Origin of the sequence: Metabacillus sp. YM-086, from assembly GCF_048059995.1 — a bacterium.
Lineage (GTDB): Bacteria > Bacillota > Bacilli > Bacillales > Bacillaceae > Metabacillus > Metabacillus litoralis_B.
In genome coordinates this window covers 21,907-38,743 of the sequence record NZ_JBLUOI010000006.1, presented here as the reverse complement: position 1 = coordinate 38,743, position 16,837 = coordinate 21,907, and the positions used below count along the sequence as shown (strand labels likewise).

The 16,837-nt window shown below is 35.7% G+C and carries 13 protein-coding genes; all 13 read right to left on the bottom strand.

Annotated features, from left to right (window positions below; genetic code table 11):
* Position 1: 1 nt before the first annotated feature.
* The gene (nusA, locus tag ACEWK1_RS04195; RefSeq protein ID WP_121661438.1) at positions 2–1,135 is read right to left on the bottom strand and encodes a transcription termination factor NusA; all 1,134 of its coding nucleotides are present in this window, start codon (positions 1,133–1,135) and stop codon (positions 2–4) included.
* A gap of 134 nt (positions 1,136–1,269) precedes the next feature.
* Positions 1,270–1,740, bottom strand: a complete 471-nt coding sequence (gene rimP, locus ACEWK1_RS04190; RefSeq protein WP_121661437.1) for a ribosome maturation factor RimP — start codon at positions 1,738–1,740, stop codon at positions 1,270–1,272.
* 397 nt (positions 1,741–2,137) lie between these two features.
* On the bottom strand, positions 2,138–6,451 hold the full coding sequence (locus tag ACEWK1_RS04185) for a PolC-type DNA polymerase III (RefSeq protein ID WP_416635748.1): 4,314 nt from the start codon (positions 6,449–6,451) through the stop codon (positions 2,138–2,140).
* A gap of 167 nt (positions 6,452–6,618) precedes the next feature.
* Positions 6,619–8,322, bottom strand: a complete 1,704-nt coding sequence (locus ACEWK1_RS04180; RefSeq protein WP_416635747.1) for a proline--tRNA ligase — start codon at positions 8,320–8,322, stop codon at positions 6,619–6,621.
* Positions 8,323–8,353: 31 nt separating this feature from the next.
* A complete protein-coding gene (rseP, locus tag ACEWK1_RS04175) occupies positions 8,354–9,613 on the bottom strand; it encodes an RIP metalloprotease RseP (protein WP_121661434.1) in 1,260 nt (419 codons plus the stop codon).
* Between the two features lie 15 nt (positions 9,614–9,628).
* A complete protein-coding gene (gene dxr / locus ACEWK1_RS04170; RefSeq protein WP_121661433.1) occupies positions 9,629–10,780 on the bottom strand; it encodes a 1-deoxy-D-xylulose-5-phosphate reductoisomerase in 1,152 nt (383 codons plus the stop codon).
* A gap of 68 nt (positions 10,781–10,848) precedes the next feature.
* Complete coding sequence (locus tag ACEWK1_RS04165; protein ID WP_121661432.1) at positions 10,849–11,640, bottom strand: phosphatidate cytidylyltransferase; 792 nt, start codon at positions 11,638–11,640, stop codon at positions 10,849–10,851.
* 17 nt (positions 11,641–11,657) lie between these two features.
* Positions 11,658–12,437, bottom strand: a complete 780-nt coding sequence (locus ACEWK1_RS04160; protein WP_121661431.1) for an isoprenyl transferase — start codon at positions 12,435–12,437, stop codon at positions 11,658–11,660.
* 285 nt (positions 12,438–12,722) lie between these two features.
* A complete protein-coding gene (gene frr / locus ACEWK1_RS04155) occupies positions 12,723–13,244 on the bottom strand; it encodes a ribosome recycling factor (RefSeq protein ID WP_373995113.1) in 522 nt (173 codons plus the stop codon).
* Positions 13,245–13,282: 38 nt separating this feature from the next.
* On the bottom strand, positions 13,283–14,005 hold the full coding sequence (pyrH, locus tag ACEWK1_RS04150) for a UMP kinase (protein WP_098796322.1): 723 nt from the start codon (positions 14,003–14,005) through the stop codon (positions 13,283–13,285).
* Between the two features lie 277 nt (positions 14,006–14,282).
* Complete coding sequence (tsf, locus tag ACEWK1_RS04145) at positions 14,283–15,164, bottom strand: translation elongation factor Ts (protein ID WP_121661430.1); 882 nt, start codon at positions 15,162–15,164, stop codon at positions 14,283–14,285.
* A 213-nt stretch (positions 15,165–15,377) separates the two neighbouring features.
* Complete coding sequence (gene rpsB / locus ACEWK1_RS04140) at positions 15,378–16,079, bottom strand: 30S ribosomal protein S2 (RefSeq protein ID WP_066337690.1); 702 nt, start codon at positions 16,077–16,079, stop codon at positions 15,378–15,380.
* 234 nt (positions 16,080–16,313) lie between these two features.
* A complete protein-coding gene (locus ACEWK1_RS04135; protein WP_416635746.1) occupies positions 16,314–16,832 on the bottom strand; it encodes a helix-turn-helix domain-containing protein in 519 nt (172 codons plus the stop codon).
* Positions 16,833–16,837 lie beyond the last annotated feature (5 nt).

Genomic DNA, 16,837 nt, shown 5'->3' with positions numbered 1-16,837 from the left:
CTTATTCACTAAACTCAGGGTCTTGTACACTTGTTAAGAGCGGTTCATCATCAACATCAACATCATCAATGTCTGTTTTTTGAACAGGATAAATACCAGCCTTTTCTGCATCTGTTTCACTCTTGATGTCAATTTTCCAGCCAGTTAATTTTGCAGCTAAGCGGGCATTTTGACCACGTTTACCAATTGCTAGCGATAGTTGGTAATCTGGAACAATGACAGTTGTTGCTTTTTCTTCTTCATCAACTAAGACCTCAACTACTTTTGAAGGACTAAGTGCATTAGCAACAAATTCAATTGGATCCTGCGACCATCTAACGATGTCAATTTTTTCACCCTTTAATTCGTTAACAATTGCCTGTACACGCTGCCCCTTTGGTCCTACACATGACCCAACTGGATCCACTTCTGGATTATCAGAGTGAACGGAGATTTTTGAACGGTCTCCTGCTTCACGAGAAACTGATTTTATTTCAACTGTTCCATCATAGATTTCCGGAACCTCAATTTCAAATAACCTCTTTAATAAACCTGGATGTGTTCGTGATACAAAAATTTGTGGGCCTTTTGTTGTTTTCTCAACTTTTGTAATAAAGACCTTGATGCGATCATGTGGACGATATGTTTCATTAGGCATTTGTTCACTAACAGGGAGTAATGCCTCAATTTTACCAAGGCTAACATAAATGAATTTCGAATCTATTCGTTGAACGATTCCTGTCATAATATCTTCTTCACGATCAATAAATTCACCGTATATAACGCCACGTTCAGCCTCACGCACACGTTGTGTAACAACTTGCTTAGCTGTTTGTGCTGCAATTCTCCCGAAATCTTTTGGTGTTACTTCCATTTCAATAACATCATTAACCACATAGTTTGGGTTAATACTTTGCGCTTCACCAATTGATATTTCTAGTCTAGGATCATAAACCTCATCAACTACATCTTTACGAGCAAACACTTTCATCGTACCTGTTTCGCGATTTAAATCTACTCGCACATTTTGAGCTTGATTGAAGTTTCGCTTATAGGCAGAAATTAGTGCCGCTTCAATTGCTTCAATAATTACTTCTTTACTAATGCCTTTTTCCTTTTCTAAAATTGTTAAGGCATCTAATAATTCACTACTCATTTTAACGGCTCCCCCTTAAAAAATAAGCTACATGGAAATGTGTTGTGTACCATTCTTATCATTAACGAGAGTTAACATAAAAGAACTTCACAATTTGTAAAACAGTCATTTGGAGATATTAGTTTAAAAGTTAGCTAAAAGATTACAGCTAATCTAGCTTTAGCCACTTTATCATACGGAATCTCAATTTGTTTTTTTCTAGTTTTAATGGTAACAGTAACGAAAAGAGTTTGACCGTCAAAATCAGTTAAAACACCCTCAAAAACTTTTTCACCATTAATTGGTTCATATGTTTTGATATGAACTTGCTTACCGATTGCCTTCTTTATATCCGCTTCTTTTTTTAATGGTCTCTCAGCACCTGGTGAGGAAACCTCTAAAAAGTAATTATGCTGAATAGGATCTAAAGCATCGAGTTTTTCACTTAGCCTTTCACTTACTACTCCACATTCTTCAATATCAATGCCTGTCTCAGAATCAATAAATAATCTTAGAAACCAATTAGAGCCTTCTTTAACATATTCAATATCAACTAATTCAAGGTTCATATCCTCTAAAATTGGTGTTACTAATTGTTCAACGATTTCTGTTACTTTTTTGCTCATTCTCTTCCTCCTTGTAAGAAAAGCGCAATGCTCCTGCCCTTTAGGCATCAAGCATAAGTCAATGGTGAAATTAAGTTATTTTTTAGATAATGAACTTTTTTCTTCAAAATGAACATTCCCTCATCCATGACTACACACGGAGCTAAGCGCTCTAGCTTAACCTGAACAGAAGCAGTTTGACACCTTTAGCTGCTGAAAAACCCTGCCTTTTGAGCAGGGAATGGTATGTAGTATACTATCCGAATGACGAGGGCGATTACAATACGAAAGAGTGGGTGATTACCCCACTCTTTTCCTCTGCTTATCGTTAGCATTTCCACTAAAAGCATAACATAACCGTGTTTTTTATGCAAATTTATCCTTTGAAGGAATAAAAGATTAAATAAGAAAAGAACCTTTAAAAAAGAGACAATTGGTTTTGATCTGGTAATTCATCCAAACAACCATGATTAGTAAGGTATTCGATGATTGTTTTTGACACCTTACCTCTTTGCTGTAAATCTTCTTTTGATAAAAATTCTCCTTCTTCTCTTGCTTTAACAATGTTAATCGCAGCATTCGTTCCGAGTCCTGGTATTGAATTAAAAGGTGGAATTAGTGTATTACCATCAATTAAAAATTCATCAGCACTAGAACGATAAAGATCTACCTTTTGGAATGCAAATCCTCTTTCACACATTTCTAATGATAATTCTAAAACAGTAAGAAGGTTTTTTTCTTTTGGTGATGCATCTAAGCCTTTTAAATTAATTTCTTCTATTTTTGCTTTAATAGATGCTGACCCTTTGACCATTGTATCAATATCGAAATCATCTGCACGAACAGTAAAGTATGCAGCGTAATATAAAAGAGGTAAATGAACTTTGAAATAAGCAATACGTACCGCCATTAAAACATACGCAGCAGCATGGGCCTTAGGGAACATATATTTAATCTTTAAGCAAGAATCAATATACCAACCTGGCACTTCTTGTTTTTTCATTTCCTCCATCATCTCATCTGTTAAGCCTTTACCCTTACGAACGGATTCCATGATCTTAAATGCAAAAGAAGGCTCTAATCCTTGATAGATTAGGTATACCATAATATCATCACGACAGCCGATAACTTCACTCAATGTACAAGTCTTATTGTGGATAAGTTCCTGTGCATTTCCAAGCCAAACGTCTGTACCATGCGACAGACCTGAAATTTGAACAAGCTCAGAAAAAGTTGTCGGTTTTGTATCTTCTAACATTTGGCGAACAAATCGTGTACCGAATTCAGGAATTCCAAGTGTTCCTGTTTTACACATAATTTGTTCTTCAGTTACTCCTAATGATTCCGTTCCACTAAAGATCTTCATAACCTCTGGGTCATCGGTTGGGATTGTTTTAGGATCAATTCCACTTAAATCTTGTAGCATACGGATAACAGTTGGATCATCGTGTCCAAGAATATCAAGCTTTAATAAGTTATCGTGGATTGAATGGAAGTCAAAATGAGTAGTTCGCCATTCAGATCCAGTTGCATCAGCTGGATATTGAATTGGTGAGAAATCAAAGATATCCATGTAGTCAGGTACTACGATAATACCACCCGGGTGCTGACCGGTTGTTCTCTTTACACCTGTACACCCTTGTACAAGACGGTCAACCTCTGCTCCTCTATAAATGATGTTACGATCATTCGCATAACCTTTTACATATCCGTAAGCTGTCTTTTCTGCAACTGTACCTATTGTTCCTGCACGGAAAACATTATCTTCACCGAACAATACCTTTGTATAGTTATGTGCTGTAGGTTGATATTCACCGGAGAAATTCAAATCGATATCAGGAACTTTGTCACCTTTAAATCCTAAGAACGTTTCAAAAGGTATATCATGTCCATCTTTCGTATATTGAGCTCCACACTTTGGACATTCTTTGTTTGGCAAATCAAATCCAGAGCCAACTGATCCATCATTAAAAAACTCAGAGTGCCTACAATCAGGGCATACATAATGCGGAGGTAGGGGATTAACCTCTGTAATCTCCGTCATTGTCGCAACAAAAGAAGATCCTACAGAACCACGTGAACCTACAAGATATCCATCGTCGAGTGATTTTTTTACAAGTTTATGTGAGATCAAGTATATAACAGCGAACCCATGTCCGATAATACTTTTTAATTCCTTTTCTAAACGCGCTTCAACAAGTTCTGGTAGATTTTCACCATAAATACTTCTCGCCATCGAGTAACTCATTTCCCGAATTTCTTCATCGGCACCTTCAATTTTTGGTGTATATAGATCATCTTTTATTGGTTTAACTTCTTCAATCATATCGGCTATTTTGTTTGTATTTTCTACTACGATTTCTTTCGCCTTTTCTGTGCCAAGAAATGAAAAAGCATTTAGCATTTCATCTGTTGTGCGAAAATGAACATCCGGTAGCTCATGGCGATTTAATGGATTAGCTCCACCTTGAGAACTAACCAATATTTTGCGATAAATTTTATCAACAGGATTAAGGTAATGGGCATTCCCCGTTGCCACAACTGGTTTATTTAATTTTTCACCAAGCTTCACAATATTCGTTACAATTTCCTGTAGAGCATTGTTATCCTTTATATAATCAAGCGTGATAAGGTGTTGATAAACTTCTAAAGGATGCACTTCTAAATAATCATAAAATGCAGCGATCTCCTCAACTTCCTCAGGAGATTTTTGCATCATCCCTTCAAAAACCTCTCCTTTATCACATGCTGATCCAATAATAAGACCTTCACGGTGTTTATTAAGCTGTGAGCGCGGAATTCGTGGAACTCGATAAAAATAGTTAATATGTGAGATTGAAACTAATTTAAATAGATTTTTTAACCCTGTTTCATTCTGAGCAAGAATTGTTGCATGATATGGACGAGAACGCTGGTAGGCATTTCCTTTTCCCATATTTTCATTAAATTGATCATGATATTCGATTTCTTGTTCAGCAGCATCTTTTAACATTTTAATAAGCAAGTATCCTGTTGCTTCCGCATCATAAATAGCACGGTGATGCTGTGTTAACTCAATATCAAACTTTTTACAAAGAGTGTTCAATCGGTGGTTTTTCATTTCAGGATATAGAAATCTACCTAACTCTAATGTATCAATTACAGGATTCTTTGCTTTTTCCTCACCTAGAAGTTTTTTATACCCAACATTTAAAAACCCCATATCAAAGCTTGCGTTGTGCGCAACTAAAATGTCGTCCCCAATCCATTCTTTAAATTTCCTTAATACTACGTCTACATTTGGGGCATCCCTTACCATATCGTCCGTAATACCAGTTAAATCGATTGTTGTAGCTGACAGTGGATGGTGTGGGTTAGCAAAGGATTCAAAGCGATCAACAATTTCACCGTCACGAATCTTAACAGCTGCAAGCTCAATAATCGTATCGTAAACTGCAGAAAGCCCTGTTGTTTCAACGTCAAACACAACATAGGTTTCTGCTGACAATAAACGGTGTTCAGAATTATAAGCAATCGGAACCCCATCATCTACTAAGTTGACTTCAACACCAAATAACACTTTGATTCCATTCTTTTTCCCGGCAGAATAAGCCTCTGGAAAGGATTGTGCAACAGCATGATCTGTTAGAGCTATTGCTTTATGACCCCATTTCTTCGCTTGCTCAATATATTTGCTAACTGAAGTGACAGCATCCATTTGACTCATTGGTGAATGTAAATGTAATTCGACTCGTTTTTCATCTTCAGGTGCAGTATCTTGTCTTTCTCTAGGTGCAACTTCATTGATATCATTTGCAATCATAACTAGATCTCGGACAAAGGTGTCATTTTGGATACTACCTCTTACTTTAAGCCACATACCTTTCTTTACAGCTTGTACCAATACTGCATCTTCTTTATCTCTCGCAAACATTTTCACTAGTATTGAGCTTGTATAATCAGTAATTTTAAAGGTTAATAATGTTCTTCCACTTCGTAATTCTCTTGTTTCAGCATCAAAAACATAACCCTGTAATGCTACTCTTCTTTCTTCATCTTCAATGGAAGCCATTGTTCGAATTTCTTCATCATCTTTAATTGTATAACCGATTGTTAATGGTCCGGAAAGCTCAGGCTGAATTGAATCCTCTTTTTCTGCATTTTCCATGTCAGTTAACGCTTGGAAACCTCTTGCTTTATCTTCTTGAAGCTTCTGCTCTTGAAATTGCTTAATCTCTTCTTCTGTTACTGCTACAGTCGTATCCATTTGAAAGGTTGGAAAGCCAAACTGCTGAAAGCTTTCTTGAATAAGAGAAGCATATTTTCTTTTTATCGTCATTGCTTCTGTATCGTTTTTTGTTTTTACGATTACCTTCAGCCCTTGAAGGGTTGGCTTTTGCTCATTTAGTAAAGCAAGCATCGGAGGTGAAATACCATCCATCTCTTGAATACAAATTGACCAATAATCTTGTACTAACTTTTCATCAAAAGCTTGGTCTCTTGCTTCAAATGTAAAAGATACATCTGCAATATGTGAAAAAGCCTTTGATAGTTTTGTTTTAAATAAATGGTACACATCAAAGGGTAGAATTTTATCAAATTGAAAATGGAAATGCCATTTTTTCAATTGCTTATGAACAGTTAATCTAGCAATTGATCCATTTCTAAAATGAACAACGGCTGCATCTTCTGTTAAATTTATTTGCTGGAGCAGGAGTTGAAATCGCTCAATTTGGTTGTTTAACATGTCCATGACCTTTTATATCCCCTCTCCCAATATCATGAATATTATTTTTTCACAATTGAAGAGGCTGCCCCATTATTAGACAATTCAAAAGAAAATTGTCTAAATTTATCGAGTCAGCCTCTTCTTCTCATTTTATTATTTTAACATGGTTTTGTCTTTGCAGTAACTATTTTTTAGTTACCAAGTATTTGTTTTACTTTACCTTCTAGTTCATCAACTGAAACTTCAAAAGACTCACCTGTTTTACGAATTTTAACTTCTACAATTCCTTCTTCAGCCTTTTTACCAACTGTTACACGAACTGGTAAGCCGATTAAATCGGAATCAGCAAATTTAACCCCTGCTCGTTCTTGACGATCATCAAGAAGAACTTCATAACCAAGGTCTGTAAATATATTGTATAGCTTTTCACCTAGTTCTCTTTGAGCATCATTTTTCACATTAATAGGAATCACATGAAGTTGAAATGGTGCTAACGCTTCAGGCCAAACAATTCCATTTTCGTCGTTATTCTGCTCGATAACAGCAGCTAATGTTCTAGATACTCCAATGCCATAGCAACCCATAATCATTGGTTGCGTTCGGCCATTTTCATCAAGGAATGTAGCATTCATTGCTTCACTATATCTTGTTCCTAATTTAAAAACATGACCAACTTCTATACCTTTAGCAAATTTAATCATGCCTTCACCATCAGGAGAAAGATCACCTTCTTGAATAAAACGCAAATCAGCATATTGAGTAACAGATGCATCTCGTTCTAAATTAACACCTGTATAGTGGAACCCTTCTTCATTAGCACCGCATACTCCATTTACTATAGCTGCAACTGCATGATCCGCAATGACTTCAACATCCTCTGAAACATGAATTGGACCTACATAACCAGGAACACAATTTAATGCTTCTTTTGTTTCCTCGGCTGTTGCTAATTCAACTACTGAAGCAGAGTATAAATTTTTCACTTTAATATCATTCACTTCGTGGTCTCCACGAACGAGAACGAGTACAAACTTTTCATCTACTTTAAATAAAACTGATTTAATACAATTTTCTTTTGAGATCTTTAAAAAAGTAGAAATTTCTTCTATCGTTTTTTGGTTTGGTGTTTCTATTTTTTCTAATGATTGATGCTCTTCCGAACTCTTTTCATATGTTGAAATAACCGGAGCCATTTCAATGTTTGCTGCATATTGAGATGTGTCTGAATATGCAATTGTGTCTTCACCAATCTCTGAAAGAACCATAAATTCGTGAGTGTCAGTTCCACCCATTGCACCTGAGTCTGCGATGACCGCTCTAAAATCTAAGCCACAGCGTGTGAAAATATTTTGGTAGGCTGTAAACATTTTTTCATAACCTTCATCCAGACTCTCGTTTGTTGCGTGGAAGGTATATGCATCTTTCATAATAAATTCACGCCCTCGTAAAACACCAAATCTTGGACGTTTTTCATCGCGAAATTTTGTTTGAATTTGGTACAAACCAAGTGGGAGACGTTTGTATGACTTCACTTCATCACGAACAAGGCTTGTAATCATTTCTTCATGTGTTGCTCCTAGAGCAAATTCGCGGTTATGGCGGTCTTTTAATCTCATTAACTCAGGGCCATAGGAATACCATCGACCTGATTCCTGCCAAAGTTCACTTTGCTGTAATGCAGGCATTAATAACTCAGAAGCTCCTGCTTTATTCATTTCCTCACGTACAATTTGTTCAATTTTCTTTAGTACTTTTTGTGCTAAAGGTAAGTAGCTATATACGCCACTTGTATTTTGTCTAATAAATCCAGCTCGTAGCATGAGCTGATGGCTTTTCACTTCAGCATCAGCTGGAACTTCTCTAAGAGTAGGAATAAACGTCATACTTTGTTTCATTTACGAGCACCTCTATTTTAATTAAACTTCTTTACAGAAATAAGCGTTGAATATCATTCCATGTAACAACAAGCATTAAAAGCATAAGCAAAGAAAAACCGATAAAATGAACAATTCCTTCTTTTTGACGATCAATTGGTTTTCCTCTTAATGCCTCAATGAATAAAAATAATAAGCGACCACCATCTAAGGCTGGGATCGGCAACAGGTTAACTATTCCTAGATTAATACTTAGGAGTGCTGCCCATCTTAATAAATTCGTTGTCCCAGACTCGGCAACTTGATCTGTCATGTCATAAATACCAACAGGCCCTGATAGCATGTCAATTGAGAATTGTCCTGTTACAAGCTTTCCAAACCCGATTAAAATTTCCTTCGTCCACGTATACGTTTCAACAAAACCATATTTTAACGAACTGCCAAATGACTTATCAACAGGATTGTATGCACCAATTCGTCCAATGACAGTTTCGCCAACTTTTGTTGCTTCAGGCACCACTTCAAAGCTTAACATTTCGCCATTACGTTCAACTTCAAATGTTAATTCTTTATCCGGATTTTCTTGAATGATTGATACTACTTCACCCCAAGAAGAAGTAGATTCACCTTCAATAGAATGAATTTCATCTCCCTCTTGTAAGCCCGACTCATTTGCAGCACCATCAGAAGTCAATTTCCCTAATCTTGGTTCATCTACTGGTGCACCCTGAATAAAACCTAGGGAAAATAAAATAACAAAAGCAAGAAGAAAATTCATAAACGGTCCAGCAAAAATAGCCGCAATCCTTTGACCTACAGTTTTTGATTGGAACTGTCGGTTATAAGGAGCAATTTGTGTTTCTTGACCATCTACAATAAAATAAGATGTTTCACTCACATCAAATCTTTTAATAAAATCCTCTTCTCCGTGTTCATAGCCTGAGATAAACATGTTATGCTCAAGATCAACATTTTCTACCTCTATAACACGAGCTTGAGGGTATTTTTCTTTATTGTTAAGAATGATTTTTTCAACTTTGTCTTCATTGTTAAATAATAATCCTACATTATGTCCAGGTTTAACCTCGATAACCTCGGGATCTTCACCAGCCATTCGTACGAATCCCCCAATAGGAAGGAGTCGAATCGTATACACTGTTTCATTCTTTTTAAACGATAAAATTTTCGGACCAAACCCTATAGCAAATTCGCGGCAAAGTATGCCAGCTCTATTTGCTAACATTAAATGACCTAGCTCATGAAAAAATACTAGAGCACCGAAAATAAGGACAAACGCTATCACTGTATTCACTTTGAATGACCACCTTTATGAGATTAATGTTTGTACAAAATTTCGCGTTAGTTGATCAACTTCTTGAATTTGCTCCAAATCTGGATGCGCGATGCTCTCATGCTTATCCATAGCTCTTTCAATTAAGTCTTCAATTTGAAGGAATTTTATCTTACCCTTCAAAAAAGCTTCAACCGCTTCTTCATTTGCAGCATTTAGTACAGTTGGCATTGTCCCACCTATTTTACCTGAATCAAAAGCATATTGTAAGCATTTGTACCTATCGAAGTTGATTTTTTCAAAATGAAGTTTCCCATGTTCCCACAATTCAAGTCTTTTAGCATTTTCAAGCGGAAGTCTGTCTGGGTAAGTTAATGCATATTGAATAGGAACTCTCATATCAGGTGTTCCTAACTGTGCAATCACACTACGATCGTGGAACTCCACTAAAGAATGTATAATACTTTCTTTATGTAATAGTACATCAATTCTTTGATAAGGAATGTTAAATAACCAATGTGCCTCAATGACCTCGAGCCCTTTGTTCATCATTGTTGCAGAATCTATTGTAATTTTCGCACCCATAGACCAATTTGGATGATTTAAAGCCTGCTCTACTGTAACGTTTGTCAATTCGTCTCTCGTTTTATCCCGAAAACTCCCACCAGATGCAGTTATGATTAGACGGTCTATATTTTTTGATTTTTCACCTTGTAAACATTGAAAAATCGCAGAATGTTCACTATCAACAGGTAACAAGTCAACTTGGTGTTTCCTTGCATATTCTGTAACTAAATGACCGGCTGTTACGAGTGTTTCTTTATTAGCAATTGCAATTGTGATTTTGTTTTCGATTGCTTTTAACGTTGGAACAAGTCCTACACTACCAACAACTGCATTAACTAAACAATCAACATCATCAAATATAGCTGCCTCTATTAATGCTTCTTGTCCGTAACCAATTTTTATTTTATCGATTTCAAGCTCAAGTTTCAATTTTTCATATGTTTCTTTATCTTGAACCGCAACAAACCTAGGGTTAAATTTTCTAATGATCTCAATTCCAGATTTTATATTTCTTCCAAAAGACATGGAGACTAGTTCAAACTCATCAGGATGTGCTTCTATTACTGATAAAGTTTGGATTCCTATTGAACCAGTCGCTCCAAGTAAACTTATTTTCTTCACATAGTCACTTCCAATCAGAATGCGTAATACTCGTATCCACCACATAATGTTATGGACTTAAACACTTTTTAAAAAAGAATATTTAAAAAGTGAAGTAAAGGTAATACAAATAATAGGCTATCGAATCGATCTAAAATACCACCATGTCCCGGAAGAATTGAACCAGAATCCTTTACTTGATAATGGCGTTTGAATGCAGATTCAACCAAGTCTCCAATTTGTCCAAAAATAGAGAGAAAGATCGTCATAACCGTAATGATAAGGAAAGAATCTAAAACTCCAGTAAACATGTGGTACACCCAAGCGAAAATAACAGCAAATAAAACTCCACCCACTGCACCTTCTACTGTTTTATTCGGACTTATTTCAGGCCAAAGCTTGTTTTTCCCCATTGCCCGACCGACAAAATAAGCACCTGAATCAGTTACCCATATTAAAAATAATGCATAAAATACTTCTGCTAACCCAGAATGCCTTGTTTCAATAAAAAAGTAAAAACCGATTCCAAGATAAAATACGGAAATGACAACAAAACCAACATCATCAAATGTAAACTTATTTTTCGTGATAACCGTGTAAGTTAGCAAAAATAACAAAGCTAGTAATGCTAATTCCGCCTTAGAAAAATTAATATCGTTTAATATTGTTATATAAGAATTTGGAATTAATAGAACCCATAAAATTAATAAGCTTATTAATCCAGGAAAACTTACTAACGATATTTTTTTCATTCTTAGCAATTCATACAAGCCAATTGACGCTAGTAAATAAACAAATATTGTAAACGGAAGATTTCCGTAAATGACAAATGGAAGAAAAACTGCTGCAGCTAATATTGCAGTTAGAATTCGTTGCTTCATTTAAAATTTCATCACCTTTATACGCCACCAAATCTGCGTCCTCTTTGTTGATATGTGTGTATTGCTTGTAAAAAACATTGTTCATTAAAATCTGGCCATAATACTTCAGTAAACCAAAATTCTGTATAAGCTAGTTGCCATAACATAAAATTACTTAACCGGATTTCACCACTAGTACGTATTAATAGGTCAGGATCATCAAGTGATTGAGACATTAAATAATTGGAGAAAAGCGATTCATCAATTGAATCACCGTTTATTTTACCACTCTCAATATCTTTAGCAATCTGTTGAACCGCAGTAATAATTTCAGCACGACTGCCATAATTCAAAGCAAAATTTAAAACAAGACCGTCATTTTCTCTTGTTTCATTTATAGCCTTTTCAACAGCACTTAATGTATGCACCGGGAGTCTGTTTTTATCCCCCATTATACGTACCTGCACATTTTCTTCAATAAGCTCAGGTAAATAAGTATTTAAGAATTCTTCAGGTAACTTCATTAAATAATCTACTTCTACCTTAGGTCGTTTCCAGTTTTCAGTTGAAAAAGCATACAAAGTAAGAGTTTTAACACCGAGTGAATTAGCCTGTTTCGTTATCTTTCTGACAACTTTCATGCCCTCATGATGTCCAGCTATTCGAGGTAAGGCACGTTTTTTTGCCCACCTTCCATTTCCATCCATAATAATGGCAATATGATTTGGAATTTCTCCTTTTAAAATGTCCTCTTTACTTAATGTTTGTTTATTGGAAGGTCGAGGGTTTCCTTTCCATTTCTTTAATATGTTGAGCATGTGATTCCTCCATCACCCAATAATTCATGATCTCTTTCTACCATGATGACGTTAAACTATAAGAAAAACGTAAACGCCTTTCTCAGCCCCCCACAAGCATAAGAAACAAATGAATAGAAGAGGCTCTATTCTTCAATTCATTTGTGGCTTATAACCCCTCAAGGGGCTAGGCGCTTCAGCCAGACACCAATATTTAGTAAAGATATCATATTCTCTTATCTTTAACAAAAAAACCCCCTGTAAACATTAGAGGGTCTTTCCATTCCTATTGTACAGATTTTTCACTTAAACTTCCATGATTTCTTTTTCTTTATCTTTAGCAACTTGGTCAACTTTCACAATATAATCATCAGTTAACTTTTGTACTTCTTCAGTGTTGCCACGTAACTCATCTTCAGTAATATCGCCGTTTTTCTCCAATTTCTTCAGGTCGTCATTACCATCACGTCGAATATTACGCACTGCAACTTTTGCCTCTTCTGCATATTTTTTAACTAACTTCACAAGTTCCTTACGTCTTTCCTCTGTTAGCGCTGGGATAGAAAGTCGAATAAGAGAACCATCATTTGAAGGTGTTAAACCCAAGTCAGATTTTAGAATTGCCTTTTCGATATCACCTAAAACAGTTTTATCATAAGGTTGGATAACTAGAAGTCTTGCTTCTGGCACACTAATAGATGCAAGTTGATTAACAGGTGTTGGAGCCCCATAATAGTCAACAGAAATTTTATCTAATAAATTTGCACTAGCACGTCCGGCTCTAACTGAAGCTAACTCACGAGTTAAAGAAGCAACAGCTTTTTCCATTTTTTCTTTTGTGTTTGCTAAAATTTGTTTAGCCAAGATTATTTCCCCCTTACAATTGTTCCGATATTTTCGCCGATCACGGCACGCTTAATATTACCTTCTTCCATAATTGAGAAGACAATTAGTGGAATATCATTATCCATGCATAAAGAAGACGCAGTTGAATCCATTACAGCAAGACCTTCTTTAAGTACATCTAAGTATGAAAGAGTTTCATATTTAACAGCATCTTTGTCAATTCTAGGGTCGGCGTTATAGACACCATCCACATTATTTTTTGCCATAAGAATAACATCTGCTTCAATTTCTGCAGCACGTAATGCCGCAGTCGTATCTGTAGAGAAATATGGATTTCCGGTACCAGCAGCAAAGATCACAACGCGTTTCTTTTCAAGGTGACGAATTGCTTTTCTTCTTATGTATGGCTCGGCAACCTGTCTCATTTCAATAGAAGTTTGGACACGTGTTTGAATTCCTTGTGTTTCAAGACTATCTTGTAAAGCAAGTGAGTTCATGACAGTTGCAAGCATTCCCATGTAGTCGGCAGTTGCTCGGTCCATTCCCATTTCACTACCGATTTTACCGCGCCAGATGTTTCCGCCTCCAACAACAACAGCTACCTCAACATCTAGTTCAGCAATTTCCTTCACTTGTTTAGCAATTGATTGTATAACAGAAGGGTTAATTCCAAATCCATTATCACCCGCAAGTGCTTCACCACTTAATTTTAGTACGATACGTTGATATTTAGGTTTACTCATGATTACCTCCAACTCTCTGTTCCGCATGAATAAATACTAAGCTTTTTTCATGGATATTAATGTGTAATTAACATCATCTGATGTATTTACTCTCAATTCTATTTTATCCGTGTTATTCGGCTTAGATTATTTTTAATCCTACATAGCTTTCTTTAGATAGGTCCCATCTCTCTAAAAAGAAGGGAACACACGCTGTGTTCCCTTTTTCCATTATAAGAAAAACATGTATCTGTACACAACATCGATTATGAAATCTTATTTGTGTACATATTAATAGTTATTTTTTTACTTGACTCATAACTTCTTCAGCAAAGTTATCTTGGCGCTTTTCAATACCTTCTCCAACTTCATAGCGGATGAAAGTTTTTACAGTTGCACCTTTAGATTGAACAAATTCTTTAACTTTTTGATCTGGATTCTTAACAAAGCTTTGGTCAAGTAAACAGATGTCTTCGAAATATTTACCAAGACGACCTTCAACCATTTTTGCAACGATATTTTCTGGCTTACCTTCGTTTAAAGCTTGTTCAGTTAGGATTTTACGCTCGTGCTCAGCTTCTTCAGCAGACACTTGATCACGTGATACATACTTAGGATTTACAGCAGCAGCATGCATTGCAACATCTTTTGCAGCATCTGCATCTGTTGTACCTTCAAGTAATGTTAGAACGCCGATACGTCCTCCCATATGTAGGTATGCACCAAATGCATCATTGTCAGTTTTTGATAAAACTGTAAAACGACGAAGAGTGATTTTTTCTCCGATTTTAGCAATTGCAGAATTGATGTAATCAGCAACAGTTGTGCCGTTGCTCATTGTTTCAGATAATGCTGCTTCTGCATCTGCAGGCTTCTTCTCAAGTAAGAAATCAGCTAAACCGTTAATTAATTCTTTGAAACCTTCGTTTTTCGCTACGAAGTCAGTCTCAGAGTTTACTTCTAAGATTACCGCTTCATTACCGTTTACTTTCACTAATGTAGAACCTTCAGCAGCAATACGGTCAGCCTTTTTAGCTGCTTTAGCAATACCTTTTTCACGAAGATAGTCGATTGCTTGATCCATATCTCCATTAGTTTCAGTTAACGCTTTTTTACAATCCATCATTCCAGCGCCTGTTTTTTCACGTAATTCTTTTACCATTTGTGCAGTTACTGCCATTACGGTATTCCTCCTTAAAGTCATATGGGTTTTTAAATGATTCTAACCATCCATTATTTTAAATAAGTGGATATGATAACAATAGGCAGTTTATTAAAGAGACCTAAGGTTTCTCCTTATGGTTTCCAAGATGCCCAGATTTAGTTATTTCTTATGTAACTTACTTTAAAAAAAGGTGATAAAAGGTCATTCCCCCTTATCACCTTTTGCACATTAAGCAGGTGTAGTTTCTTCACCTTGTTTAGATTCTAAAATTGCATCTGCAATTTTTGCAGTTAGAAGCTTAACAGCGCGGATTGCATCATCATTTGCAGGGATTACATAATCAATTTCATCTGGATCACAGTTCGTATCAACGATACCTACGATCGGGATGTTTAATTTACGAGCTTCTGCAACAGCGATACGCTCTTTACGAGGATCAATAATGAATAATGCATCTGGTAATTGCTTCATGTCTTTAATTCCACCAAGGAATTTTTCAAGACGCTCAAGCTCTTTGTTAAGTTGTACTACTTCTTTCTTTGGTAGTACTTCAAAAGTGCCATCTTCTTGCATTCTTTGAATATCTTTTAAACGTTTGATACGCTTTTGGATTGTTTCAAAGTTTGTTAATGTACCACCTAACCAACGTTGGTTTACAAAGTACATTCCAGAACGTTCTGCTTCTTCTTTAACTGAATCTTGTGCTTGTTTTTTTGTACCTACGAAAAGGATAGTACCACCTTCAGCTCCAAGTTCTTTAACGAATTTGTAAGCTTCTTCAACCTTTTTAACTGTTTTTTGAAGGTCGATGATGTAGATACCGTTACGCTCAGTGAAGATGTAACGTTTCATTTTTGGGTTCCAACGGCGTGTTTGGTGACCGAAGTGAACACCAGCTTCAAGCAATTGTTTCATAGAAATTACTGACATTAATTTGTTCCTCCTAATGGTTTTGATCTCCTCCGCTTATATCATCTTTAAGCATAACTGTTATCTTTAAGCATATACTATTATGATAAGGTTAACAGCACCAATACTTAAATCTATAAGCGTGTGTAATAACACCAAAAATTAATATACCATATTAAATTACCAGATTCAAGAGTAAAGTAAAACTTCTTAACAATATTGTTTGATCAGTCATTAAACAACGCTATGATTCATTTATAACTGACGAAATTTTAAAAGAAGCTCGATTTCTGTTTTACCAACGTTTAACCGTTTTGCAATTTGTTCAATAGTATGCCCCTCTTTATAAAGATTTATAGCTCTTTCTTCAAAAGAAGGATTTTTTTGTTGTTTAGGTTGATTAATTTCAACAATATCTTCCACTTGATCGACATTTAATAAGTGATCTGGAAGTTCAAGTTCATCAACTTGTTTATCAGGTTTTTGTATCTCAACATGACTAGCTATTTGATCTTGATTAATTGGATTGAAATGAAGTTCTTCTCTTTTTTGAGGAATTGAATTAGAAGTTTTCAATAACTTTTCAATAAGTCTGTCATTCTCATCCTTAATATCAATAAGAAAACTAGTCATAGAATTTTCTGTTTCTTCAAGTAACTGACGCTGTGTATCGGATATATTTTTTATTGTAGAATATTTCATATAAAGAACAACGATAAAATAAAAAGCTACTACATGAAGTAGTAAACTTATGAAAAGTAATATAGTCGGCATAGGCA

Excerpts from the sequence above, each read along its gene's own strand:
- ACEWK1_RS04160 (WP_121661431.1), bottom strand. The coding sequence starts at position 12,437 with ATGCTCAACATATTAAAGAAATGGAAAGGAAACCCTCGACCTTCCAAT.
- ACEWK1_RS04180 (WP_416635747.1), bottom strand. The coding sequence starts at position 8,322 with ATGAAACAAAGTATGACGTTTATTCCTACTCTTAGAGAAGTTCCAGCT.
- nusA (WP_121661438.1), bottom strand. The coding sequence starts at position 1,135 with ATGAGTAGTGAATTATTAGATGCCTTAACAATTTTAGAAAAGGAAAAA.
- frr (WP_373995113.1), bottom strand. The coding sequence starts at position 13,244 with ATGGAAAAAGCTGTTGCTTCTTTAACTCGTGAGTTAGCTTCAGTTAGA.
- rimP (WP_121661437.1), bottom strand. The coding sequence starts at position 1,740 with ATGAGCAAAAAAGTAACAGAAATCGTTGAACAATTAGTAACACCAATT.
- pyrH (WP_098796322.1), bottom strand. The coding sequence starts at position 14,005 with ATGAGTAAACCTAAATATCAACGTATCGTACTAAAATTAAGTGGTGAA.
- ACEWK1_RS04135 (WP_416635746.1), bottom strand. The coding sequence starts at position 16,832 with ATGCCGACTATATTACTTTTCATAAGTTTACTACTTCATGTAGTAGCT.
- ACEWK1_RS04165 (WP_121661432.1), bottom strand. The coding sequence starts at position 11,640 with ATGAAGCAACGAATTCTAACTGCAATATTAGCTGCAGCAGTTTTTCTT.
- rpsB (WP_066337690.1), bottom strand. The coding sequence starts at position 16,079 with ATGTCAGTAATTTCTATGAAACAATTGCTTGAAGCTGGTGTTCACTTC.
- ACEWK1_RS04185 (WP_416635748.1), bottom strand. The coding sequence starts at position 6,451 with ATGGACATGTTAAACAACCAAATTGAGCGATTTCAACTCCTGCTCCAG.
- tsf (WP_121661430.1), bottom strand. The coding sequence starts at position 15,164 with ATGGCAGTAACTGCACAAATGGTAAAAGAATTACGTGAAAAAACAGGC.